Consider the following 26,299-nt stretch of genomic DNA (forward strand, 5'->3'; position numbering starts at 1 on the left):
ATCGTGTACAACGCGCTAATTCATTTCTGTCGTAATCACTACATCGCGCGTTTCGTTATCCATATCGCTAATACCGACCACCGACACTTCTCTGTCCGATAGAGTTTCAATTAAGCTGTCTTCTAATCCGCCATCAGCCAGCCAAGTATAAAATTTATCCGCGATACGCTCCGAACCTTCCCCGACAAACGTTAATGTGACCTTCTTCATTTGTGACACTCCATCAATTTACGATTCAGCTACTTAAGCGTAGTATGTTTCGCAAATATCGACATAAACTAGGACTAACTTCTTTTATGAGTATCGAAAAATTTGACGCGATTTATCAACGTGCTGCTAAGCGAAAAGGCGGAAAAGATCAGCTTGAAGCGCTATTGTCTCACCCATTAAGTAAAGAGGAATTAGCAGCGATTCCCGATGACCGTTGGCTCGCCGCTTTTTCGATGAAGGTGTTCCAAAGTGGGATTTCGTGGAGCGTGGTTCGCAACAAGTGGCCGAACTTCGAAGAAGTGTTCTTCGGATTTAAGATTGAGCCGTTGTTGATGCTGTCAGACGAGCAATGGGAAACCAAAGCGACCGACAAACGCATCATTCGCCACCTCACTAAAGTCATGTCGATTCCGGCCAACGCTCGCATGATCCATGAAGCAAGAATCGAATATGGCTCGTTCAGTAACATGATTGCTGAATGGCCTCGGGAAAAGATTACGGATCTATGGGGCTACTTGAAGAAGCATGGTAGTCGTTTGGGTGGAAATACAGGCCCTTACACTTTACGCCAAATGGGCGTGGACACTTTTATTCTGTCTAACGATGTCGAAGCTTATTTACGCAACTGCAAGATCATTGAAGGCGGCAAAGACACGAAAAAGTCCTTGGACTCTGCTAATAAAGCCTTTATTCAGTGGCAGCAAGAAAGTGGAAGAAGCTTGACCGAAATCAGTCAAATTATCGCGTTTAGTACTGGTGACAACCGAATTTAAACAAGCACTTTGTAGCTCTGGGGGCGAAATTCCGGCCCCCTATAACGCATGATATTTGCGCGAATCACTCTACTTTAGCTATTACTGATATTACTACTTTCTCGATTCCTCCAAAAAATCCCTCCTTAAAGTGGCAAAATCCCCCTTCAAATCACAAAAAGTTATCATATCGACAAATTATTTTTCTTGTTCAATATTTTTATTTATCAAATATTTAATTACAAGTGCCCAGTTTTTAGGCACTAAATATTGATGACGCTCAATTGCATTGCGCTGACAAACTGACTAGGATACACGCCCTTCCTGAGTGAACTATCAGAAACTTGATCGAGGAATTTATTCAAATTTCTCAACACTTCGTGAGCACTCACAACAATTGCACTCACTTTATAGATTTAAGGATCAACAGATCCGTTAATACAAATTCGACAGCGCAATAGAGTGCTGACTAGAACAACCATGACGCGATGTCACATGAGTGACTATTTTCGTGGTTTTGTGCTGGAAGTTATTTATTACATCAAGGCTGGTTAAAAGGATGAGCCCCTTGAACGCATTTACTGGAGGACAAGAAATGCCAAAAGGTCTAATGCTGACTGACTTAGCCATCGCTGGCTTACTATTAATTGCAGCAAAAGTAATTCGTGTACATATGCCTTTACTACAACGCATGTACATTCCATCAGCTGTATTGGCTGGGTTATTTGGTCTTATTTTTGGCCCAGCTCTGCTTAACGTATTACCTTGGACAGATACTTTTACCGCAAACGCAAGCCTCTTAACTGCTGCACTTTTTTCTGCGTTGGGTTTAGCAACAGATGTCCCGTCACCAAAAGTGGTTGCTCAACGAGCAGGCTCATTGTGGGCGTTTAACCAAATTGCATCCGTGTCGCAATGGCTGTTTGCAGCAATGTTTGGTTTAGTACTTACCACCTTCTTTTGGCCTGACATTAATCCTGGGTTTGGCGTAACCATGTCCGCGGGATTCATGGGCGGTCATGGTTCAGCATCTGTAGTCGGTGAAATCTTCACAGGCCTTGGCTGGGAAGATGGTTTTACACTTGGTTTAACGTTCGCCACGGTTGGGATCTTTATTTCAATCTCGGTGGGCATGTTAATGCTTCAGTTTGCGTTGAAAATGGGCTGGATTCGTAGCTTTACGACATTCGACAGCATGGACGAACACGAGCGCAAAGGCTTAGTGAAACCTGACGATCAAGAACCTGTGATGAAAGATACGATGTCATCATTGTCAGTCGATTCTTTCGCGATTCACGCGGCGCTGGTTGTAGTGGTAACCGCTTTCTCTTATGTAGCAGCCAACTACTTATCTTCTTTCCACGATAAGGTACAAATTCCGACTTTCGTTACTGGCTTTCTGGGCGGTATGTTAGTTCGAATCATCGCTAAGCAAACCAAGGCATCTCATTACCTATGTGACGGCGCATTCAAACACGCAGCGGGTATTAGTACGGATTACCTGATCATCTTTGGTATCTCAGCGATTAAGATCACGGTTCTAGCGCAGTATTTAATGCCAATGGTAGTGCTCGCAATTGGTGGTATCGCGTTCACGCTATGGCTTATCTTTTGGGTTGCACCTCGCATCATGGGAGATGACTGGTTTGAGAAAGGCATTTTCTCTTGGGGATGGTTAACAGGTACAGTCGCTATGGGTATCGCGTTATTACGCATTGTCGACCCCAAAATGCGCAGTAAAGTGTTAGATGACTATGCTATCGCTTATGTTCCAGGCTCAATTACGGACATTTTCATCATCTCGCTTATGCCAATCGCAATGTATAACGGCATGCACTGGCAAGCGTTAGGTGTTGGTCTAACCTATATTGCCGTTGTCTTATTTATTTGGCGATTTGTGTTTAAGCGCAGCGGTCAAGCCGTCGCAAACGAGTCTTAATTGCTCATTTCGGGAGGTATTTTATCCTCCCGAATTTAACTCTCTCCCCTTATTCGATAGCCGCCTCCCACCAGCATGCAACAGATAAGCAACTTGTTTTATATTTAAGATCTGCAAGCTTGGTCACCCCTTCCCATCCTTTTTTAATACTTGACCTACGCATTTTTATATCAAAATAGCCGCCAAACTATTCATGACTCATGGAGAAAAGGCAGTGCATCGCTCTCAAGGATTTACCCTCATTGAACTCATTGTGTGCATCATTATCCTTGGTGTCGTTAGTGTTATTGCCCTTCCTAAATTTCTTGGTCTGCAAAAAAATGCCCGAGTGGCGGTTCTATATGGCGCGAGGGAAGCGCTCATGACTGCAAACAACTTTGTGTACACCAAAGCCGTTATTCAATCTCAAGAGACGGTAGATGGCGGCGAACAACATAACATTGATCTAGATAATGACGGCAATAACGACCTAATTGGTTACTTTGGATTTATTAAGAATGTCATTCCCGCAAAAGAGCTGGCAGGTTTCGACCCTCAACTCACTATCAATACTTGGTACGGGGTAGACAGCCCGGACGAACCCTATTTCCTTATCGGCTTTGCAAACAAACCTGTTGGTCCAGACCATATGTGTTATGTCGAAGTTTACTACCCAGAAACTCCAGGTGGCCAAGTCAGCTACAAAATACAAACTGACGACTGCTAGTTCCCCTAGTGAGTGAAAGTAACAGTTGCACTTTTGGTGCTTTCATCGCTTTTAGCAGAATACTGGCCCCAAAACCCATTATTAACAACTATTTCACATAATGTTGTTTCATAGTTAGCTTGCAGCGAGAAAACAAGTAATTCGCGACCGCACGCGCCCGTAATCGAAACAATCTATCGTTTTTCCGACCGCCAATAATTTGTGCTTGTAAACTCATCATTTCGCTCAATAATAGTTCTATAACAAATTCAATAATTTAAAGCGGGAGGCGTGATGAGAATATTCTGGCAGTTACGTTGGTATTTCCAACAAAAGTGGAAGCATTATGTCGGATCGATTTTGCTTTTCGCTGTGATATCAACTCTACAACTTGTTCCTCCTAAAGCGGTCGGTATCATCGTTGATGGGGTCGTAGATAACACGTTAGATACAAATACGCTGATTCTGTGGCTCTTGGGACTCACTGCACTGATCTTTGCCATTTATGGATGCCGTATCTTATGGCGAATTTGGCTTTTCGGCGCAAGCTGGGAACTCGGAACCATTCTACGTAATCGTCTCTATAGGCACTTATCGACACAACCACCCCGATTTTTCGAACGTTATAAGACCGGTGATCTGATGGCGCGTGGTACTAATGATGTACGTAACATCGTAATGACAGCCGGCGAAGGGGTTTTAACGGCAGCCGATTCCTTGATCACGGGTATTGCAGTTTTAATCATCATGGTAACGCAAGTTAGCTGGAAGCTCACCGTTATGGCACTTCTTCCAATGCCGTTTCTTGCAATCATCATCTTTTTTATTGTCCGTATACTGCATCAACGTTTCCGCATTGCTCAGGAAGCCTTTTCTACCATGTCAGACATGACGCAAGAGTCACTTAACGGCGTGCGAATGTTGCGAGCTTTTGGGTTAGAGAATCAAGAACAACAGCGCTTTGACGATGTAGTCGATGATACCGGTCAGAAAAATATCGCCGTCGCTAGAGTCGACGCGAGATTTGATCCAGCTATCCAACTCACCATCGGCCTCTCTTTCCTTCTCAGTGTCGCTGCTGGTGCTTACCTTGTCGATAAGGGAGAGATCACGCTTGGTGATCTAACAGCCTTTACGATGTATTTAGGGTTAATGATATGGCCTATGCTGGCCTTCGCTTTCTTATTTAATATTTTAGAGCGAGGCTCCGCAGCATGGAATCGCCTACAAGAGATCTTTGATGAAACACCAGAGATTGTCAGTGGAAATAAACCATTAGAAGATAAACCACTGCCATTAAAAATTGATATCGATGCTTTCCACTGGTCCAGTGATTTACCACCAGCTCTAGCCGAAATAAAAATCGAGCTCAAGCCCGGTAAAATGTTGGGAGTAGCTGGCCCTGTCGGAAGCGGAAAATCAACCCTGCTAACGCTGCTTTTGCGTCAGCACGACCTAACAAAAGGTTCAATTACATTCGGGGATGTTGAGATTAAAGATGCCCTACTTCCTCAGTGGCGCAACCGCTTTGCCGTGGTTAATCAAAGCCCGTTTCTATTTTCAAAATCTATCTTTGACAATATTGCCTTAGGCAACCCTAACGCGGGAAAGGAAGAAGTCTACAGAGCAGCAAAGTTAGCCTGTATACATGACGATATTGAGAAGTTTCCTGAAGGCTACCAAACAGAAGTCGGTGAAAAAGGCATTACACTCTCCGGCGGGCAAAAACAACGTATTGCGATAGCACGCGCTATGCTGTTGAATGCCCAAGTGTTGGTTTTGGACGATGCACTTTCCGCTGTTGATGGACGGACCGAACATCAAATCCTTAAGAATTTGGAAACGCACTACCGTGATCAAGCCCTAATCGTTATTGCGCACCGCCTCACCGCATTGGAAGCAGCAGACGAGATCATTGTATTGAATCACGGACACATTACTGAACGTGGGCAACATAGCGCTTTATTAGCGCATAAAGGCTGGTACGCCGAAATGTTCGAGTACCAAAAACTAGAACAGGCGATGGAGGAATAATGAATGAAGCAGACCAGTACGTTTAAACGGTTAATGTCTTACCCATTATCTCAACCAAAGCCAATGATTAAAGGACTCGCCTTGCTGTTTATTGCAGCGTTAGCCAGCGCCGGCGGCCCTTGGTTAATTCAATATTTCATTGATGAGCACATCGCTAAAGGTGACTATTCACAAAATATTCTGATTTCGCTAGCAGTAGGTTATATCGCTCTTCAGATCGTATCGGCAACATTCCAGTATTTTCAGTCATTGCAATTTAGCATTGTCGCGGCTAACACGATCAAAGCGATTCGTAAGCAAGTATTTTCTGGCGTGATTAAGCAGCCGTTATCTGCGTTTGATTACACTCCTGCGGGGAAATTGGTATCGCGAATCACCAACGATACGGAATCTCTACAGCAATTTTATGAGCTCTTGATCGCGACCTTGGTGAAAAACGTGGTCATGATTGTGGTGATGCTTGGCGTTATGTTTTTCATGAGCTGGAAACTCACACTTGTTGTGCTTGTATTGCTACCGATCGTCATCGGCTTTATGTACTTGTTTAAGCAGCTAAGTACAGAAAGCTACCGAAAGATGCGTGACCTATTGACTGATATAAATGCGAATCTGAGTGAATCCATTCAAGGGATGAGTGTCATTCAATTAATGCAACAAGAAGAGCGTTTTAATAAACAGTTCAACGAGCTAACCGCAGAGCATTTGGTGGCATCTAAACGAGTGATTCGGCTAAACGGCTATCTGCTAAGACCATTGATGGACTTGCTCGCTGGCCTCGCGTTACTTTGCTTGGTTGCGATCTTTGGCTTTAACGGTATTGAGTTGATTGGTGTGGGGGTACTGTATGCGTTTATCAGTTATCTTGCACGCGTTACTGAGCCATTAATTGAAATGACTCAGCAGCTTGCTCTACTTCAGCAAGCGTTAGTATCAAGCGAACGTGTGTTTGAATTGATTGATGCGAAAGAACAAACTTATGGGGACGATCATCAGCCATTAAGGTCAGGTGCTATCGAACTTAAAGACCTCACATTTAGCTACGATGGTAAACAGGACGTCCTAAAAGACATGTCGTTGAAGGCCAATCACCAAGACTTTATCGCGCTTGTCGGGCATACAGGAAGCGGTAAAAGCACATTAGCGTCACTGTTAATGGGCTTTTATCCAACGCAATGTGGTGAACTGCTCATCGATGGCCGTCCACTTAAAACACTAGGGAAAGACGTCCTTCGCAAAGATGTGGCAATGGTTCAGCAAGATCCGCACATTCTCCCTGCTTCAGTCAGAGAAAACATCTCTCTTGGTCGAGCGGTTGACGATACTCAAATATGGGATGCGTTAGACAAGGTAGGTTTGGCAGAGCAAATTCACCGTTATCCTAATGGGCTAGACACGCAGTTAGGTCAAGGTGAAACCAATCTATCTGCTGGACAAAAACAGCTCTTAGCGTTAGCGCGTGTGCTTGTGGTAAAACCTAAAATATTGATATTAGATGAAGCAACGGCCAATATTGACTCAGGAACAGAAGCTTTAATACAAAAGAGCTTGGCAGTACTCAGACAAGACATGACACTAGTCGTTATCGCTCATCGACTTTCAACTATTTTGGATGCGGACCAAATCATTGTTCTTCATCATGGGAAGTTAGTAGAGAAAGGCACACACAAAACACTGTTGAAACAAAATGGTCGTTATGCCCAAATGTATCAGTTACAGCAAGCAAACCGACATTTACAGCAGATTGAAGAAGAAACCAAGCAACTCGAAGAAGCGGTGTGATGTTTATACCCATGCCTTCTTTTTATTTGGTAGGCATGGGCATAATCGGCCCAACTTCAAAAGTTAGCCTGATTAGCTTCCAATTTCTTCATAATGTGAACTAATTTTCTATTTCTTACCTATTATTGACATAACCCCTCGCTATATCACGCAAGGTCGTTGTAAAATCGTACGGTACTTCAGTCTGGCGCCCTTTGCACTAGACTGTTTTCACTTTCTAATAATGCATATTAATCTCATGACACAAGTCCATGGACAAAGATAAGTTTACTAACATCTATCGCTTGCCTGGTTCGATTCAAATTCGTATCGGTAAATGGCAAAAAACGTTCCGCGGTACCTCTGATTTGATTTTACATCAGGCGCTAATGGAGCGTAATAAGCAGTTTAAGAAGCCAGACTTTTTACCTAAAGGCTGGTGCGTCACTCCTATTGACGAAAAAGATATTACTGTCACGCACCACGGTAAATATATCCAAACCGTCATGCGCACAATGTTGGACAGAAAGGTCTCGTACAAGCGATTATTCCTATCTCGAATGAGTGCGGAAGAAGGTGAAAAAGTGCTCCACAATTACAAACTGGAGTGGGTAAGAAAACATAACCAGATCGCCAAAAAGTACAATCAAATTAAGAAGAAACAGTACATGAACTTTGCAAGAGAAGAAGAGGAAACCCTCTACCCTTCGATTCCAAAGGGTGAGTTTGACAAAACGTTATGGAACAAGCTCGTCGTATCATCGTTTGGTCCGCAGAAAAAGTACAAAAACCCACATTTTGTCCGCAAAGCCGATTTCTAAATAAACACCCCTACACTAGGGGTGTTTATTTATCCGTTAAATCACCAATCGTAAGTTAAACTTGCAATAACATTTTGTCGATCACCATACCAACAAAAACCATCACATGTCGCTATGTACTCTTTATCAGTGATATTTTTGGCTGCGACTTGTAGCTTGTAATCTCCAATGCGATAGCTGACCGTCGCATCCATTAAAAAGTAACTTGGTACTTTTAGCCTCTCTTCATTATCTCCGTATGACTCACCTGTATAGCGCGCACCTAAGCCAACCGAAAAGCCATCAAGAGGTCCATCAAAGAAACGATAATGTGCCCAAGCTGATGATACGGTATTCGCGACTTGAGACGGTGTTTTGCCGACCCATGTCTTATTGACGTCTTCTTTTATCTCTGCATCAACATAGGCTATGTTTCCGATTAATGTTAAAGAAGGTGTCACATTGGCTACAGCTTCAAACTCAACGCCGTTATTTTCTATTTTTCCTATTTGCGTCAATTCACTCAAGTAGATACGAGCCAAATTTTCTTTTGTTGCCCGATACGTTGCGATATTGAAATAGCCATCGAATGAATCCGGTTGGTACTTCATACCGATTTCAAATTGATCACCGCTTTCCGGCTTCGCTGGCTTACCATTGTTATCTTCTTGAATAATTGGATCAAAGTACTGAGAGTAACTAAAGTATGGTGTGAAGCCAGAATCAGAAATATAAGCCGTTCCCACGCTAAACGTCCACTCTCCATTATCGACTTTCGTGCGAGCACCCGTGGTAACATTATGTACTTCGTTACTTGTATCATCGTAACGCGCACCCAATAACATTGCCCATTTATCGTTAATCAGCATATGATCTTGAAAGTAGACACCGAGCTGTCGGTTCTCGATTTTCGTTCTTTGCTTATCGGTTTCGCTCAATGGCTGTAGCGTATTCGGATCGAGTAACATTATATTATCCGAATAAGTGGGATTGAATACATTAAACCTAGGGTCAGGCAAAGCTCCCATTGGTGTGGTTAAGAATGCATTACCATCAGCAACGATAGGATCATTAGCAAAGTCCTTACCATTGATACTGATCATTTGAAAATCTAAACCCAACATCAAGTTATGCTCAACGCTTCCCCAATTTACTTGGTGCATCAAACGATTATCAATATTAAAAGCATCGGATGATCCATCTTCTGTTGAAGCGCCCCGAAGTATGGTCTTGCGTTCATTTGATGGATCTAAAATCGACCCCAACCCAGGCACATCAGCCGAGTAAACGTACGAATACATTTGTCTCAACTTAACATCCATTTCACTGTAACGAGCTGCTTGAACAAATGAAGTGGTATCATTAAACGCATGAGAAAACTCATAGCCTAAAGACACCTGCTCACGCTCAAAGGTCTCCCAGTTAGGATTACCTATCGCTAAACTATCACTGATCTTTCCATTTTTGTTTGGCGTTAACGTTCCTTCAACTGGCAAAAATTGCAGATAAGGATCTGAGTCGTCTTTTTGATAGCTCGTTAGAAAGGTAATTTCAGACGTCTCATTAAATTTGTACGTCATTGATGGAGAGAGAAGAATGCGCTCTGCTTCTACCCCACTAATTCTCGTCCCATTTTTTCTCGCTAACCCTTGAAAGCGGAAAGCTAACTGCTCACTCACCTCAGAGTTTACGTCAAGAGAAAGTTGTTTACGGTCTTCAGAACCGTACTCCAAAGATACAAGCCCAGAGCCTCCATCAAATTGAGGTCGCTTACTGACGACATTGATAACCCCACCAGGAGGGTTTTGCCCATAAAGAACAGACGCTGCACCACGTAACACTTCAACCCTTTCTAACGTAAACGGATCTATTTGCCAACTATAGAAACCAGAAGAATATAAACGGGTACCATCTTGATACAGCCCGCTGTTCGCCTGTTTAAAACCACGAATAATAAACCAATCTTGCTTGTTATCTTCGCCGAAATAATTAGTTTGAATACTTGGTGTGTACTGTAGCGCGTCAGAAATGCTAATAGAGGCACGATCATCCATTTGTTCTCGCGTAACAACAGATACCGCTCTTGGGGTTTCATTGATGGCAATATCAGTTTTCGTCGCTGCCCGACTCTTCGCTCCAAGATAACTAAAATCAGGACCAACTGCACTGTCTTGCTGCTGTCCAATCACAACTATATTTTCATCTTCCTGAGCCAAGACATTTGGCGTTGATAACGCTAATACAACCGCCATTGACGTTGGTGTCAGCATAAACTGCCGAGTCATATTATTCTCCTTTTTTGTCGGCAGCCAAACCAACCCTTCATGACTTCAGCGATCGCTGAAAGAAAAGCGAGTTACGGCATCACCAGTTGTTTCCATAAAAGACAAACCAGAGGTTTTGCATAAAGCACTCGCATAGGTTGCGAATGCCACTGCGAGTGCTTGTTTGTATAATTACTTTCTTGGTTGAGGCGTAGCTCGTATCTACAAACGACGTAATCCCCACATCAGATACAAACCGCCAATGAGAGACGCCATAAGCCCTGTTGGTACTTCTTGCGGGTAAAGAACTTGTCGTCCCAACCAATCGGCCAACAACATCACGCCGGAACCCAATATCGCGGCGCATAACATGTGTTGTGACGCTTTGTTAAAGCCAAATAAGCGAGCTAAATGCGGAGCCAGTAACCCAACAAAGCTAATAGGACCAACAACCAATGTCGCACTGACCGTGAGACAAGCAACTAAAAGCAGCAGTATCGAGCGTGAACGATCAACGCGAATCCCAAGTGCTTTAGAGGAAGCGGCGCCAACAGGAAGAATATCTAGCCATCTTACGCAGAGAAAACTCAACCCTATAAAAACAAGCGCAGATAAAGACAATGGGAGTAACGTTTCAACCGAAACATAGTAGGTAGACCCAGACAACCAAGCCAATGCTTGATAACTTCTTGGGTCACCAGTGGCTAGAATAAAGCTCTGTATTGCATTCATCAGTGCGGTAATAGCAATACCAGTCAACAAAATGCGCTCCGGCTGAAAACCTGATTTACGGTTTAGCAGCACAATGACCAATACCGTCGCTAATGCACCTACAAGCCCGCCTAAAGAAAGAGTGAAAATTGACGAACCTAACCCAGTAAACATCGCGATGATCAATCCCATCGCTGTCCCTGAACTGATGCCGATCACTTCTGGACTGGCCATTGGGTTTCCACTTAGGCGTTGAATCATGGTGCCAGCAATCGCTAACATTGCCCCCGCAATTGCTGCTGCAAATAATCTAGGTGCGCGCCATTCCAAAAAAATCCAATTTTGGCTAGCAAACAAGTTTGTCCACCCTTCATTTTGCACAGCAACCGTGGCAAAAAGAACAACGGAAATTAATGTGCCGATCAACGCCAATGAGATCGCTTTAGGGTTTAGCTTGTAAACATGTTGACGATGTCGAGTTAACACCGTTTGAGTATGACCCTGCGTCTTTTGTGATAAGCGAGGTAGCAGCCATAACAGTAGCGGAGCGCCCAGTGCAGCGGTTGCTGCTCCCGTTGGTATAAAACTCGCCATTAGCCCTGGCAGTTGCTGAATAACCAAATCGGTTAAAGTCAATAACATGGCACCAATCAGCATCGATACCCAAAGCTTATGCTGGATTTTATTGATACCTATCAATCGAGTAATCGCTGGCGCTGCTAATCCGATGAAACCGATGATTCCTACTGCAGAAACGACCCAAGAAGTGATTAACACCGCAAGCCCAAGACAGACAAAGCGCAGTTTGGCTAGCGAGACACCTAAACTCTTGGCACCTTGCTCGGAGAGTTCTAACAGACTTAACGGCTTTGCAAACACAAATGCGATAACCGTAGCAAGTGCGATTCGAGGTGCAAGATACGAGAAATCACCCCATCCGCTCTGAACAAGCGAGCCCGCTCCCCATATCATTAATCCATTCAGCTTTTCGGTATTCATCATCAGAATAACCGTACTTAATGATGCAAAGTACAGGTTTATCACTAACCCAGAAACGACGACGACCGTTGGAGATAACGCTCGTCGCCATGACAACAGCATCACCAACCCCATCGATGTCACACCGCCGATGAGAGCAACCAAATTAGGTGCTATATCCAACATCCAAGGGGCAAATAGCGTAGCTAACATCAAAGCAAAACTTGAACCGCTCGCCACACCTAATGTTGTTGGCGAAGCAAGAGGATTGCGCAGAACTTGTTGCATTAATACCCCAGCAACCGCTAATCCGGCACCAGAAATAATCGTGATGAAGACTCGAGGCCACCAGCTAAAGTGAAGTAAGACGGAATCGATAGATTGAAAGTTAGGTTTCCATAAACTGCTAAGAGCCAGTGAGAATGAACTTGCTTGATACAATTGGAAAGCACCAATAGAAAAGGTAAATGCCGAAAGTAACACCACAAGGCTTAAAGGCATGGTTTTCATTGTTCTAACTCCTCGACCTTACTCGCCGTAACTAACTCCGCGAACCGAAGCGCTGAAGGCATAGAACCAAAACTCCAAACAGGCGCGACTTGCATGACCTCCTCACCAGACTGTTGAACAACGTATTGCCAAAACGGATCTTGAGAGAGCCGCTTTTCGCCACCGTGAGGCAATGGCTCAACGATAACAATTTGGGCCCTTATACCTGCTAACTTATCGATGCCGACTAAGCTGAAGCCCCAGCTATTTGTCTCTTTGTTCCACGCATTACTCAGCCCAATCTTTTCGATAGCCTGAGAGTAAAGGCTATTCTGACCAAAAACACGAACGTGCTTCGTATCCATAAACTGAATCATTAAAAGCGGCGGCTGGCCTTTGTTTATGCGCTGTTTTAGTAAAGAGAAACGTTCTTCATATTGTTGGATAAGTGCCTCAGCCTCCGCTTCTCTTCCTAGCTCTTCACCAAACCTCCGAGTGAAACGAGTAAGTACCGACCAATCTGTAATCCCGCTTTCATATAAGTCAATCGTGGTAACGGGGGCAATATCGACTAAACGATGCTTCATTGAGGAGAAATACGGGGCAATAAAAATACGGTCAGGTCTGAGCTCGTAAATACGCTCTATATTGGGTTGAGTTCTTAACCCTACATCCTTAGTTTGAGGTGGTAACGGTGGCGATTTTACCCAAGCATCGTAATCTTGCCCTTGAGCGACGCCTACAGGCACGACCCCTAACGCCAACATCGTTTCAGTTTGTGTCCAATCAACCGACATCACCCGAGGTGACGCCTCAGCTACTGCTTGAAAGGAACTGACCAAAAGCGCATTAAGTGAGAGAGCGAAAGAGAAATGCTTAAGTCGAGTGTTTGTACTGCTCATTATTCAACCTCTAGCTTGGCATCGCCACCGGATAACCCGCAGGGTGGTCAGAGATCTTCATCTCTATCCCGTATATGTCCCTTAGCTTAGGTTCAGTAAACACCTGTTCAACATTGCCTTGTGCAATCAAATCACCTTGATGTAATGCAACGATATGATCGCAAAAGCGCGTCGCTAAGTTGATGTCGTGCAATACGATAATAACGCCCAAGCCCAACTCTTTACTGAGTTTAGAGATGAGCTTCAACATATCGACTTGATGGCTAATATCTAACGCAGACAAAGGCTCATCAAGAAGCAAATACTCGGTTTTTTGCGCTAATAGCATGGCTAGCCACACTCGTTGGCGCTCCCCTCCAGATAGCGTATCAACTAAGCGATCTGCGTATTTTAGTGTTCCTGTCATCGCCATTGATTCTTCAACAATGTCATGATCTTTCTTGCTCAAACGACCAAGTAAACCATGCCATGGGTAACGACCAAAACCGACTAAATCGCGACCTAAAATACTGTCGGTCACCGGAAGATGCTGAGGCAAGTAGGCAATGTGTTGGGCGAATTTTTTCGCTGAGAGATCGTTAATGCTCGTTCCATGCAGAACCACGTCACCAGCGGTGTATGGCTGTTGCTGTGCCAGCAACTTTAACAATGTAGATTTTCCTGAACCATTGTGCCCAACAAGAGCGTATGTTTTTCCGGGTTCAAATGTCACATCAAACGCTTTTAGCAATGACTTGCCTTCAATCTCAAACTGGAGTGCTTTAGCTTCCAACATCCCTACTTCACCTAATAGCCATTCACAAATGAAAGCTAATCAATCGCTTTCATTCGTTCATCACGTTTGCCGTTCTTATTCAACAGAACGATTAATAAGGGAGGTTTTATATAACAACAAAGATACAAATGCAAACCGTTGTCATTATCATTACATCAACAAGATCATTGAGAGAATTACTAAGCGTTAATGATTATTTGCTCGGCTGAACTTCATTAGTGGATTGTCGGCAGGTCAACGAGAGCAGCGGTCTACCACTGCCCTCGCATAAATTTGAATGAATACTGCGGCGCATGAAGAAATGAGAAATGCCGCAGTGAATAAATTAATGACGAGCGTCAGCGCCAAACTCTACTTCTTTATAGATATCGGCCAGCGACTTTTTACCTTGTTTGTCTTTGGCTGAACGCTTTTTCTTCGTTTGATAATGGTATTCTTGCTCCTGAAGTGCTTGTTCGTGCTCTTTTGCTGACTCAACAAACTCAGGATTTGCAAGTGCTTGTTGGCGTAAGCGGTTTACTCTTTCAAGGGTTTCCCACAACATACTTCACCTCCAAACCTATTACTGTATATAAAAACAGTATTGTTTAAATATTCCTCCTCGTCAACATTTCAACTTCGTTACTGCTCTTCACATTAACCCCAAGCCTGTATAGTGCTCCGGATATTTGTGGATGATTTTCTTTATATAACCTTGATGCTCTCGCAGAGCATTAACACATTCTCGAGATAACCATCCCTGATATACCCATTTTTCAAGTTCTAACAATGCGTATGGGATGGACCACGCTTGTCTGTACGGATGGTGTGTCGTCATAAAATCAAAGGCATTCGCGACAGCCGTAATTTGCGCGGCGATTGGTATATCGCCACTGGTTAAACCATACGGATAACCAGTACCATTTAAGTTTTCGTATTGATAAGTAACCATCTGCAAAAACAAAGTCACACTCGGGTGAACCGGATTTCCGATACGAGCCACTATGTCATCGGCCGAGTCGATGCAACGCTCAATATGTTGAATCAATATCGCCTCTTGTTCTTGAGTATAATTTGTTCGGCGACTAGCAATTTCAACTGGCAGCTGAATATCACTGAGCGCATGGAATTGAGCAAAAATACCAATATCTTCGACCATTTCATCATTCAGGTGATAACGATCCGCTAACTGCGTTGCGATGACTTGGCTGTAGTACTTCATTCGTTTGGTATGCGCGTAAAACTCAGGGGAGTAGCCTGGCATCATACATTGCATTCGGTTCGCCAACGTTTCTATCGCGCTAACGACGTGGTCTTCTGATTCAACCGCAAATTGAATCATTTCGAAATAAGGTTTGAGACTATTCAACGCTTCTAAGCTAAACGCATTGGGCTGAGTGGAATTTAAAAACACAAAGCCTGTAAATGCTTTATTGTCGTAACAAGGAATCGCAACCGACGACTGGTATCCGTGTTTGAGTAAGGTTTGAACCCGAGGACAGTGATTAATATCGTGAAGGTCTTCGACGATGCGAGGAATCGCGTTTTTGGAGGCAATATTGAGGTGGTGGAGTTTACGGAATGCTGACTCATGGTGGGCTAAACACCAAGTGTCGAACTCACTTTCTGCAAATGATTTGAGCACATCTTGGTCTGGGTGATATTTAGCAAATGACACCCTATCAATACACGGCAAGTGCGCCTGCATCCTGCCCTTTAGCGTTTGCAGTTGCTCATTAAGCGGTTTTGCAAACGGGTAAAAACTCCGGTGCGCCATACTTCACCTCCACACCCAAGCAGAGAAACAAGAGAAGCTCATTGTGTTGTAAATTCAATGGTATTTTGAGCGGTTTTCTCCACTTAAATTATCGATATACCACAACTTAAGTGTACGAAATAAAAGCACATTTCTACCAATTCTTTCACCGAATATCTTACGGTAATTTGATCCAGATTAAAAAAGCCAACGAGCGAAACTCGTTGGCTTAACAATACTGATTGATTACGATGAATTCAGTAACTAGAAGTTATTCAGAAAACGTTCCAAACAACTAGCCCAAAGCAGGAAGCACACCCAAAGTAATTAACACCTGAGCTAATACGATACCTGTGCCAGCGATACCCGTTATCACTAATGCGCCTTGGCCACCAGCTACTCGGTACTCTCCTGTAAAATCATCCGATTTACGAACCTTGATCACCATAACCAGAGGTAAAAAGATGGCTAAAATCGCTAAGGCAATCGCTGCATAGCCCAAAGCCATAATAAAGCCTTGAGGGTAAAAAAGTGCGAAGCCCAGCGGTGGGGTAAACGTCACGAGTGCCGCAACCAAGCGATTAGGCTTATCGTTGCTCCCTTTGATGGTGTCACCCAAAAACTCGAATAGACCTAAACTCACACCAAGAAATGACGTTAACAGTGCCAAATCAGCAAATACACCGACAATGTTGCCTAAGTTTGATTGGTGCACCGTCTGCGATAGTTGACCAATAAGCGCGCTCAACCCACCGTTTTCAATAAGTGTATTTTGGCTAACCACACCCAACGTCACGATCTGCCAAAAGATGTAAATCACGAGCGGAATCGTCGAGCCAATAATAACGGCTTTGCGCAAAGAAGAAGTATCGCCATCTAAGTAATTCACAATTGCCGGAATACTTCCGTGAAAACCAAACGAAGTAAAGATAACAGGAATCGCCGCTACAATAAGACCTTGCTCAATCGGCATACTCAATAAGTAAGATTCCGTAACGTTTGGAGCAAGAAAAGAAAGCACAGCAACCATCGCAACAAGTTTCATCGCGAACAACACGCGGTTAACTTTATCGACCGTACCTGTACCAACTGTCACAACTAAAGTCACAATCAAGGTAAAGATTATCGTTGATGTAGGCCCTGAAATATCAAGGTCAAACCATTGTGCAAGGCGGTCTCCGAACTGAGCACCACCGCCAGCGATGTATGCTGCACACAATGAGTAGAACAGAAAAAGCATCGCAAAACTTGCCACCCACTTGCCTTTTTGGCCTAGGATCTGTTTCGCTAAAGTATGAAGAGTTGCACTACTTTCTGCATGCTGATGAAGCTCAAGCATGAGTAAGGCAGTGAAAGCCATCAGAGCCCATAAACTGAGCATGATGATGATTGAAGTTGAAAAACCAATGCCGGCAGAGGCAAGTGGAAGGGCTAGCATGCCAGCACCTATTGTAGTTCCCGCGATAATTAGAGTACTACCGAATACTTTAGAACGACTCATTGTATATTTATCTTTACACTTTATTAGGAATTATCGGTATTAGATCGGGCAACGGCGTACCGAAACCAACACCATATTTGTAATGCTGTCGATATTGTAGGATCTTCAGCAGAAGATCAAGCAAAGTGTAAGGATAAAAAACCACAAGTGTAAATTAAAACTTACACAGTACTAATATCCAACAATAGCTGAGTACATTCTTCCCTGCTCATGAACTTAGGGACAGGGTAATTCCAGTGCGCCTCTTTCAGAATTAAATCTACAAGCGCATCAGCATCTTCGCGCTTAATGAGTGCACTTTTCTGCTTAATATCAATGCTTGCAAACAAAGACTCCACGTGCGTCAAAAAGTGTTGAGCACTCGCCTCACCTGACTGCCCTTCGGCCGTCAACGCATCGAGTTTTCTTAGTTGAGGCTCTATCTCTGACAATGAAAAGCGCAGCACAGGTAACAAGGCTAATCCGTTTGCCATGCCATGAGGTATTCCATATTTCGCACCGAATGTGTGAGCAAACGCATGAACATAACCCAAACTCGCTTTAGTAAATGCTAAACCTGCGTAGTAGGATGCCATGGCCATTTTATGTCGAGCTTCAACATCATCCCCTTGTGCTACGACCCGAGGAAGATGCTTAAAAATTAACTTAATGGCGGCAACAGAGTAAGCCCTAGTTTCTTGAGTAGCATTTCTCGACACATACGCCTCAATAGCGTGAGTTAATGCATCAACGCCAGTATCAGCCGTGATCTTAGGAGGCAAACCAATCATTAAGTTCGCATCTAAAGCTGCCATTAGTGGCACCAACTTTGGATCCATCAAAGGGGTTTTAATGTGTGAGGAGGGATCTGATACGACCGCGGCGATGGTGACCTCACTTCCTGTTCCTGCGGTCGTTGGAATAGCAAACAGAGGCGCTGGCATTCGCCATACTTTCAATAGTCCAGCTAACTTTTTTATTGGTCGTTTATTGGTAACTTTCGCAGCAATGACCTTTGCGCAGTCCATTGCCGAGCCACCACCCAAAGCTAATATGCCCTCACAATGAAAACGATGGTAAGCCTCTAGACCGCTTTCTACCTGATCATAGGTAGGATCGGGCTGCACTTTCGAGAAAACATCTAACTGTAAATCGTGTTGTGCTGCCGCCTTGAGCACCTTATCGACAATACCGACTTGGACTAACCCTTCGTCGGTAACTAATAAGACGCGTTTAAATCCCAGTTCGGTCATCGATTCTAATAGCTCATTCATCGAACCAGGGCCGGAAAACAAGGTTGGTCTCGGCATAGGAAGGATAAGAGCTGCTATTTTTAGCCCTGCGGTGTAAGTCCGATATAAGCGATGCTTCAACATACGAAATCCTTTTCATTTAGAGCTATCATTCTAGCTACTTTTATCACCTATGCTTACTTTGCAATCACACATTTTTTAATTAAGTCATTCCATCAACACATAAATGCTGCTGAGGGAGCAATACCGTTATCTTGATCTCCCTACACCACATGAGCTGTAGAGAAAATTATTTTTTATGATTTTCCATTAGCGTTACCTTAATAACTCACCCCCCTTCGGCTTTGCCGATCATAAAGTGGTTATTGAAGGTGCCTTATCATTAATACAAACTCAAAAATATGGATTCTGCTTAATCACATAACGGTACGGTATATCAGTAATCTAATCCGAACATCACTTATAAAAATACAAATAAGAATGCGTTACATCATGATTTATTGTCGTTTTCAAATAAGTCAATAAAAGCAACAATAATCTTTCAAAACTAATACTTAGTTCAAATAACTGACTCTTAATCATGAGCTTCAGGTGATATTGTTATGCAACTAGGATTATTATCCGCCCCATAATTAAAACTACGTCTAAACGCCCACCTTTTTGGGGTCTATTCGCTGTCGTACCCAATTTTCCTATCACCTTCTGATTTGGGTTTCGCGTGGGCTAATTAGCAATGTCGGTATAAACCATGAATCATTCTTGCCATTCCCATACGGACACGGGCTTTGAAGTCGATCTAAAACAAGCACTTATCTGGGTTGCTCGAGCACTCGATTATGTCGGTGTTGACGATACTCACCACAGCCATCGTGTCGCTTATATCGCTTACCAATGTGCTCGCGTCATGGGTTGGGAGCCAGAAAAAGCGGAGTTTTGTTACTTCGCAGGTATGATCCACGACTGTGGAGTCTCCGAAACACAAGAACATAAAATGTTACTTGGAGAGCTGGTGCCACAAGACGTGAAAACACACTGCTTAAGAGGGTACCGAAGCCTCAAGCAGTGTCGTTTGTTGCGCCAATTTGCGACACCAGTTCTTTACCACCATACACATTGGAGCGAACTAAAAAAGCTCGATTTACCGCCTTTTGAAAAAGAGGTGGCAGCCCTGCTCTACTTATCGGATCGCCTTGATTTTATGCGCTCAAAATACGTCATGAACTGCCACTGTGACATTGTCACGCTTCATGAGGAATTGATTGCTGAGTGTATCATGGCAAACGTTGGAACCTTGTTTAATCCAAGCATGGCCGAAGCAATGGTTAAACTCGTCATGACCGACGCGTTTTGGTTCGCGATGGAGTCGGAAAATATTGAAACCATAGGCCTAAATTTTAAAAGCATTGATTGGCTTCAAAAACAATTAACCATCCAAGATATGAACAGTTTGGGAATGTTTATCGCTCAAATTGTCGATGCAAAGAGCCCGTTCACTTATCAACATTCACAAAAAGTAGCGGAATTATCTCGTTATCTAGCAATTAAGCTTGGGCTAAACGAGCACGACCAAGAAATGTTATATATTGCAGGGCTGGTGCATGATATTGGAAAGTTAAAAACACCAGATGAAATCCTTCACAAAGAAGGCTCTCTAAACAAACAAGAGTACACACGCATTAAACGCCATACCATTGATACTCAGCTCGCATTGCATAAGGTCTTCCCTAACGCGAAAATAGCGGAGTGGGCTTCCAATCATCATGAACGTTTAGACGGGTCGGGCTATCCCTATCACAAAACAGGCGACGAGCTCGATGTACCATCGCGTATTATTGCTGTCGCGGATGTCTTCCAAGCCCTGTCTCAAGATCGCCCCTATCGAGGACGAATGACTCAAACACAGATCGCCGACATTATGGGTGAGCAAATAGCCAAAGAGGAGCTTTGCTCTAACGTTTATGCGGTATTAGAACGAAACATGACAGAGTGTTACGAACTCTCAACCGACGTTTAATCAAAACAGGGGCGAACACACGCCCCCTTTTTAGGATGATAAGACTAGGCCGACAAACAGCTACCTAGCAATATCAAGTAAATTATCTCGCACACCATTGATTCTGAACCAACCAGCGATACTAAAACGCTCGGCATTGGTTGGTAACACCTCATGTGGGAACTGCTCTGATAAGAATACGAACAAACGCCCTGAGCGTGGGGGAATGGTTGCAATTTTATTGTCATTCAAATCGTATACTACTAATTCACCCGCGTCTTCTTCCGTCCAGGATTCGTTCATATAAAAAACGGTCGTCAATCGACGGTTTTCGTTACCTTTGAAGCAATCTAAATGTTTTTGGTAGAAGTCCCCTTTCTCGTACTTGGCAAAATGAGCTTCGTACTCAAAAAGTCCAAGAAACAAGTGACGGTTCACTTCTTGGCGGATCTCTTCCATTTTATCCAAGTAAGAAGTAACAGCATGCCCCATATTTGGCGATAACCATTGAATCTTGTCACTACGAATAGATTCAATACGAGTAACATCATCGTTACGACCAATACGTGCTTTTTTCCAGTTGCTTGGAATGCAATCTCGCAGTTGAGCCACCTCTTGTTCAGAAAGAAAATCATCCCAGATGTAGTAGCCATTGGTTGCTAACGCATCGATCATTTTATTCATTATTTTCGTTCACTCGTGTTAGTTGGGCGCTCTATATAAAAAATCTGCGACACAACAACAAATGCGATTTTTTATCGAGACGACAACGAAGCAAAACGAGAATTAAAAATGACGATACAAGATACAAAAATGCCGCTCATGTGAGCGGCAATGTCGTTTGTTATTGACGAGCTTCTAATCTCGTTGCTCGAATTCGCAACGGACGAAGACGCTTAATGCTAGGACGCTGTTTGTTTTTTAGCTGGATATGACAAAGTTCCAGAATCAAACCAAATGCCATCGCAAAGTACACATAACCTTTATTGATATGAATTGCGAAGCCTTCTGCCATCAATAAGCCACCCAATAAAACCAGGAACAGCAATGCCAACGTTTTAAAGCCGGGATAGCGCGTCACCAGATTATTGATTTTTTCAGCAGTCATTACCATCACGATTGCAGACGAGACAATCGCCGCGACCATAAGCGGGACATCACTTGTCAAACCGACGGCGGTTATCACCGAGTCCATTGAGAATACCGCATCCACAGCAACAATCTGCAGCAGCACTACCGCTAATCCAGTACGAGCATGAGTCGAGTGGCCAGATTCATTGTGATTTAACCAGCTCCACAACTCTTTCAGGCTTTTTGCCAATAGGAATGCACCACCCGCGATCATGATCACGTCTCTTCCGGTAAACGCTTGGTTTACGACGGAAAACAGTGGTTGAGTCAACTGCATAATCCAAGAGATAGAAAAAACCAATGCAATACGAGCAATAACAGCAAGGCCGATACCAAGGTTTCTTGCCAGTTTACGTTGATGCAGTGGCAATCTTTCACATAGGACGGAGATAAAAACGACGTTATCAACGCCTAAGACAACTTCAAGCGCAAACAAAGTGGCAAAAATCGCCCAAGCCTCTGGTTGCATGAAAAGTTCTAACATGAGTACGCCTCCAGTGATGGGAAGACATACGGTGAAGGGTTCTGTCGACTAAAGGGGTCGTCCATTAATTATTTATACCTCTGTTACTTAAGGATCTTGAGTAAATCACCAAACAATCAACAACACAATGGCTATTTTTAATAGGTAATGACGGCTTTTCATTCGTACACAAACTATTCAGCCCTCGCACTAGAAAGATAAATAAAATAGAAATTCTAAAATTGAAGAAAGAAAAACGCCAAAGACCTAACAAATCCAAGAGAGTTCTTTAATCTTACAAAGCTCAAATTATTTTTACGCAACACGTTAAATACATTGAGCTCAAAGCGAAAGATGCTCATTTACGAGATAAACAATAGTAAAAATTTGTTTCATCCTGATATACTGCCAAAAATCATAAGAAACCATGCTATTTATGGACTACATTGCTCTTTCACGCATTAGCCTAAAACATCTCACTGTATTGCATATGTTGTTAACCACTCACAGTGTTACGCTTGCCGCAGAGCGCCTGTGTGTAACACCTTCGAGCGTCAGTAAAACACTTGGGCAATTACGTGAAACGCTGAAAGATGACCTTTTCTATCGCGATGGTACTCGCTTGGTACCAACGGCATTTGCGCTGCACATTGGCCCCTCGATCCATGGCATACTCTCTAGCATGAATGGATTATTACATCAGGGCTCATTTAATCCAGCTTACTATCAGGGCAGTTTCTCATTAGCTATGCGCGAAAGTTCGTTTGAGCTTTTTGCGCCAGTTCTACAGCATTTATCTCAGCAACTCGGCAATCACGCACATTTGAATGTGCATGCAAAAGAGGAAATGAGTTTCGATGCGTTGGTAAGAGGCCAAGTGGACTTTTTGCTGCTTCCACACGATCTTAGTCAGCCGCCCACGCAAAACAAAGACTTGGTATGGCAAACCATTCTGAAAGACGAAATGGTTTGTTTAATGGGACCATCAAACCCACTCTCTAAACAGCCTTTGTCTGTTGAAAGCTACCTCTGTGCAAGACACATTGGGATTCATGATAAAGATCTCTCACAACCTTATTTCGAGCAGAACCTCACACAAAGGCACTCGAAGCGAAATATGGCTATGCGTGTAGCGGATTTTGGCTCAGCTGCGGTGATGTGCCAGCACTCAGATTACTTGTTCACCTGTTCCAAGCTTTGGGCAAGGGCGGCCATGCAAGCAAAAGGCTTGGTTGAACAATCCCTTCCATTCGATTATGGACAGGTAGCCTACAGCCTCGTTTGGAACAAAGCGAGCTTGAACGATCCGGCTTTAAAATGGCTACAAAAACAATTGCTCGATGCCTGTGCCATGCTAGACGCGTGCGATGCGTGAGTAAGATAACGAATCAAAACTGCATTACATGAGTACAGTCGGCACTGCGATGGGGTTACTCACGTAACGTAAAAGTTCTGATTTTAAGCGTTCGATATCATGGCGCGAGCAGACATCCCAAGTTAGCGCCTCCCCCATGACTCCGTGATGTTGAAATGCATTTAAACGGATAAGCACCGATTCAGGCAAATTACTCAAATAGCGCCCAATCGCTACGATTTCTATATCTAAATCACTTTTCCCTGGAATATGCAGTAACCGAACTTCATACAATTTTTCATGCTTTGCGAGGTACTGAAGCGTTTTGAATACACGATGATTATCACGCCCAGTTAGCCACTGGTGCGTCTCTGTCTGCCACGATTTCAAATCGATCATCGCACCGTCCAGAAAAGGAAGCACACGCTGCCAACCTGTCACTGATAAAGAGCCATTGCTGTCGATGAAACAAGAAAGGTGCTGTAACTCAGGATCTTGTTTCATCCCTTTAAACAGCTCAATAATGAAAGGAAGTTGTAAGGTAGATTCCCCACCGGATACTGTAACACCACTGATAAAAAAGCGATGCTTGCGTATCAAATCGAGCATTGTTACCACAGAGTAGTCAGTAATTTTTGGATTAGATTGGTTCTGACATATCTCTATACAATGATCGCAGTGGGTGCACTCCTCTTTAAGCCAAACAACGTTGTTGTTTTCGTCGAACTTCAGTGCGTCTGCCGGGCACTCACTCACACAATCACCACAGTGATTACAATGGTTTATTGTATGAGGGTTATGACAGTTCAAACACTGATAGTTACAACCCTGTAGAAAGATGATTAGACGATTTCCTGGCCCATCAACACAAGAGAAAGGAAGGATACGAGTGACTTTTGCCAAAAGGCTTCCACTTCGTCTAGACATCTTGTTCTTTCCTAAACCGACCTTTACGCCTGCGTGTAGGTCGGTGTCATTTCATGACTCACCACACGTGGTGAGCGTTCTAAAATCCCAGTATTTCTTGCCGCCTCTGCTCCCAGAAACGTCGTATTGGTTCTCGAACCTTCTGCATCATATTTTGCGATATCAGAAAGTTTGACCATGTATCCCGTAACGCGAATCAAATCATTTGAGGCCACATTCGCGGTAAACTCACGATAACCAGCATTTAACGCCCCTTTGCACAAATTGAACATCGCTTCTGGGTTTGATTTCACCGTTTCATCAATCGTCAAAATATCGCTGATACCTGCACGATAATACTGGTGATGCTCAGCTGTTGCTTGTACATAAGTGACAGGGTCTGGCTCCGTGCCATAAGGAAGACGCACACCTGGCGTAACGCCAAGATCTAAGCTAATACCACCTTGAGCATGTAAGAGCGCTTTGCCATCCAAACCATATTTCACTGGGGTTGACTCCACTAGTTTCGCCAGTGTGGCTGAAACATCATGAGCAAAGGCATTCGCACGTTCATCTTTTCCGTACTGCCCCGTTTGGCCTTCTTTTTCGAACAGAAGATTCACCGCTTCTGCCATACCATAAATGCCATACATTGGTGCGAAACGGGACTCTTCAATCAACCCTTCTTGCGTCAAAAATCCTTGAAAGAAATTGGACTTTTCATGCAAGTGCGTACTTCTAGCGTCCATCAACTCAACCATTAATTGATGGTATAGAGGTAAAACACTGTTTAAGAAGTCGTTACAATCCGATGCTCGTTCTGCGACTTCTTTTAGGTTCATTCGCACCAGCGTGTTTGAACCACCAGCCAGTGGCAGTGAATTGTAGCAACTTACAATACCAAAACGTGAACCGCTGTAGGCTTTCGAGTGCACAGGGTAATTGGCAATATGAGGCTTACTACACTCGCAAATATTCTGCGTCGCTTGACGAAGTAAATCATCAGGCGTGACCGACTCGTCGTACATGAACGTAAGATTTGGCGCAATCTGCTTGAGCTCGGCGTCCACTTTTAAAATAGTGCGACAAATAATGTTGTCTGTCGGTCCGACATTCACGTGCATAAACGCATCTGGCAATGTGCGATCCAACATGATCCAAAAATGTTTTAACTTTTTGTAAATTTGATTCTCTGTTAGGTCGCCTATGTAAGGCAGCAAGACATCATCCAACTGACCTAAATACACCGGAATATTCGTTACCGATGGAACATGATGGTAAATGATGGTGAGCATATTCAGCGCATCATCGAAATCGTCAGCTGGAAGCAACTCTAGATACTCAGAGCCTTGCGATAGGAACTTAGCGTAATCAGGCAGCACATAGCGTGGTTTGAAAGGTGCATGGCCTTCAAACATATCACAGATGATTCCTTCATCCATTGCTTGTCTTAGCGATGGGGAAATCGACATGTAAGGAATACATGCTTCCGCCTCCAAGGCCAAAAAGTTCGACTTTTGTTTTGGAGAAAGACGAACATCAGTCGCAATGTCTAGAAAACGTTGTTGTAGTTCAGAAAGGCTTTTCATCTGAGATGTCCCTGAAAAAGTAACCACAAACCCACAAGATAAAACATGGATTCTACCCCTAAAGAGTAACGTGATTTTACTCCGGCTTACCTATTGCC

General features: G+C 43.6%; 21 protein-coding genes. 8 read left to right on the plus strand and 13 right to left on the minus strand.

The window, feature by feature from the left end; genetic code table 11:
• Nucleotides 1–15 precede the first annotated feature (15 nt).
• A complete protein-coding gene (locus tag EX191_RS03085; protein WP_005394200.1) occupies nucleotides 16–210 on the minus strand; it encodes a hypothetical protein in 195 nt (64 codons plus the stop codon).
• Between the two features lie 86 nt (nucleotides 211–296).
• Between EX191_RS03085 and EX191_RS03090 the strand changes: the two genes are divergently transcribed.
• The 6 genes from EX191_RS03090 to EX191_RS03115 all read left to right on the plus strand — a co-directional run bounded on the left by EX191_RS03090 (nucleotide 297) and on the right by EX191_RS03115 (nucleotide 8,199).
• Entirely contained in the window at nucleotides 297–983 is a 687-nt protein-coding gene (locus tag EX191_RS03090) for a DNA-3-methyladenine glycosylase I (protein WP_193447105.1), read from the plus strand.
• A 574-nt stretch (nucleotides 984–1,557) separates the two neighbouring features.
• Nucleotides 1,558–2,901, plus strand: a complete 1,344-nt coding sequence (locus EX191_RS03095; RefSeq protein WP_041852964.1) for a sodium/glutamate symporter — start codon at nucleotides 1,558–1,560, stop codon at nucleotides 2,899–2,901.
• A gap of 193 nt (nucleotides 2,902–3,094) precedes the next feature.
• A complete protein-coding gene (locus EX191_RS03100) occupies nucleotides 3,095–3,607 on the plus strand; it encodes a prepilin-type N-terminal cleavage/methylation domain-containing protein (RefSeq protein ID WP_195806453.1) in 513 nt (170 codons plus the stop codon).
• A 273-nt stretch (nucleotides 3,608–3,880) separates the two neighbouring features.
• Nucleotides 3,881–5,620 carry an ABC transporter transmembrane domain-containing protein gene (locus EX191_RS03105; RefSeq protein ID WP_193447107.1) on the plus strand — a complete coding sequence of 580 codons (1,740 nt, stop codon included), beginning with the start codon at nucleotides 3,881–3,883 and terminating at the stop codon, nucleotides 5,618–5,620.
• A gap of 3 nt (nucleotides 5,621–5,623) precedes the next feature.
• Complete coding sequence (locus EX191_RS03110) at nucleotides 5,624–7,399, plus strand: ABC transporter transmembrane domain-containing protein (RefSeq protein ID WP_193447108.1); 1,776 nt, start codon at nucleotides 5,624–5,626, stop codon at nucleotides 7,397–7,399.
• 251 nt (nucleotides 7,400–7,650) lie between these two features.
• Complete coding sequence (locus tag EX191_RS03115) at nucleotides 7,651–8,199, plus strand: MSHA operon transcriptional regulator (protein WP_012841863.1); 549 nt, start codon at nucleotides 7,651–7,653, stop codon at nucleotides 8,197–8,199.
• Between the two features lie 41 nt (nucleotides 8,200–8,240).
• On the opposite strand, the gene EX191_RS03120 is transcribed toward EX191_RS03115, so the two are convergent.
• The 8 genes from EX191_RS03120 to EX191_RS03155 form a co-directional block, all read right to left on the minus strand.
• Nucleotides 8,241–10,463 carry a TonB-dependent siderophore receptor gene (locus EX191_RS03120; RefSeq protein ID WP_193447109.1) on the minus strand — a complete coding sequence of 741 codons (2,223 nt, stop codon included), beginning with the start codon at nucleotides 10,461–10,463 and terminating at the stop codon, nucleotides 8,241–8,243.
• A 201-nt stretch (nucleotides 10,464–10,664) separates the two neighbouring features.
• Complete coding sequence (gene fhuB / locus EX191_RS03125) at nucleotides 10,665–12,641, minus strand: Fe(3+)-hydroxamate ABC transporter permease FhuB (protein ID WP_193447110.1); 1,977 nt, start codon at nucleotides 12,639–12,641, stop codon at nucleotides 10,665–10,667.
• Nucleotides 12,638–13,522 carry an ABC transporter substrate-binding protein gene (locus tag EX191_RS03130; protein WP_193447111.1) on the minus strand — a complete coding sequence of 295 codons (885 nt, stop codon included), beginning with the start codon at nucleotides 13,520–13,522 and terminating at the stop codon, nucleotides 12,638–12,640. The genes fhuB and EX191_RS03130 overlap by 4 nt, the downstream gene beginning before the upstream one ends.
• Nucleotides 13,523–13,532: 10 nt before the next feature.
• Nucleotides 13,533–14,297 carry an ABC transporter ATP-binding protein gene (locus EX191_RS03135; RefSeq protein WP_193447112.1) on the minus strand — a complete coding sequence of 255 codons (765 nt, stop codon included), beginning with the start codon at nucleotides 14,295–14,297 and terminating at the stop codon, nucleotides 13,533–13,535.
• Between the two features lie 325 nt (nucleotides 14,298–14,622).
• Nucleotides 14,623–14,841, minus strand: a complete 219-nt coding sequence (locus EX191_RS03140) for a hypothetical protein (protein ID WP_005377723.1) — start codon at nucleotides 14,839–14,841, stop codon at nucleotides 14,623–14,625.
• Between the two features lie 87 nt (nucleotides 14,842–14,928).
• Nucleotides 14,929–16,053, minus strand: coding sequence for an HD-GYP domain-containing protein (locus EX191_RS03145; RefSeq protein WP_193447113.1), 1,125 nt, complete (start codon nucleotides 16,051–16,053; stop codon nucleotides 14,929–14,931).
• A gap of 274 nt (nucleotides 16,054–16,327) precedes the next feature.
• Nucleotides 16,328–17,533: an aromatic amino acid transport family protein gene (locus EX191_RS03150; RefSeq protein ID WP_150918642.1), complete on the minus strand. Its 1,206-nt coding sequence runs from the start codon at nucleotides 17,531–17,533 to the stop codon at nucleotides 16,328–16,330.
• Between the two features lie 161 nt (nucleotides 17,534–17,694).
• Nucleotides 17,695–18,888 (minus strand): iron-containing alcohol dehydrogenase, encoded by a 1,194-nt coding sequence (locus tag EX191_RS03155; RefSeq protein ID WP_193447114.1) that lies wholly within the window; start codon nucleotides 18,886–18,888, stop codon nucleotides 17,695–17,697.
• A 625-nt stretch (nucleotides 18,889–19,513) separates the two neighbouring features.
• Between EX191_RS03155 and EX191_RS03160 the strand changes: the two genes are divergently transcribed.
• A complete protein-coding gene (locus tag EX191_RS03160) occupies nucleotides 19,514–20,779 on the plus strand; it encodes an HD domain-containing phosphohydrolase (protein ID WP_193447115.1) in 1,266 nt (421 codons plus the stop codon).
• A gap of 60 nt (nucleotides 20,780–20,839) precedes the next feature.
• On the opposite strand, the gene EX191_RS03165 is transcribed toward EX191_RS03160, so the two are convergent.
• A complete protein-coding gene (locus tag EX191_RS03165) occupies nucleotides 20,840–21,442 on the minus strand; it encodes a 2OG-Fe(II) oxygenase (protein ID WP_047008737.1) in 603 nt (200 codons plus the stop codon).
• 160 nt (nucleotides 21,443–21,602) lie between these two features.
• Nucleotides 21,603–22,373, minus strand: a complete 771-nt coding sequence (locus EX191_RS03170) for a TerC family protein (protein WP_047008736.1) — start codon at nucleotides 22,371–22,373, stop codon at nucleotides 21,603–21,605.
• Between the two features lie 415 nt (nucleotides 22,374–22,788).
• Between EX191_RS03170 and EX191_RS03175 the strand changes: the two genes are divergently transcribed.
• The gene (locus EX191_RS03175; protein ID WP_047008735.1) at nucleotides 22,789–23,727 is read left to right on the plus strand and encodes a LysR family transcriptional regulator; all 939 of its coding nucleotides are present in this window, start codon (nucleotides 22,789–22,791) and stop codon (nucleotides 23,725–23,727) included.
• Nucleotides 23,728–23,751: 24 nt separating this feature from the next.
• Here EX191_RS03175 and EX191_RS03180 read toward each other — a convergent pair whose 3' ends face one another.
• Nucleotides 23,752–24,633: a YjjW family glycine radical enzyme activase gene (locus tag EX191_RS03180; RefSeq protein ID WP_193447116.1), complete on the minus strand. Its 882-nt coding sequence runs from the start codon at nucleotides 24,631–24,633 to the stop codon at nucleotides 23,752–23,754.
• Nucleotides 24,634–24,656: 23 nt separating this feature from the next.
• Nucleotides 24,657–26,201 carry a YjjI family glycine radical enzyme gene (locus EX191_RS03185; RefSeq protein ID WP_065646767.1) on the minus strand — a complete coding sequence of 515 codons (1,545 nt, stop codon included), beginning with the start codon at nucleotides 26,199–26,201 and terminating at the stop codon, nucleotides 24,657–24,659.
• Nucleotides 26,202–26,299: the final 98 nt, after the last annotated feature.

The sequence above is a fragment of the Vibrio chemaguriensis genome, assembly GCF_012275705.1.
GTDB classification, from domain to species: Bacteria; Pseudomonadota; Gammaproteobacteria; order Enterobacterales; family Vibrionaceae; genus Vibrio; species Vibrio diabolicus.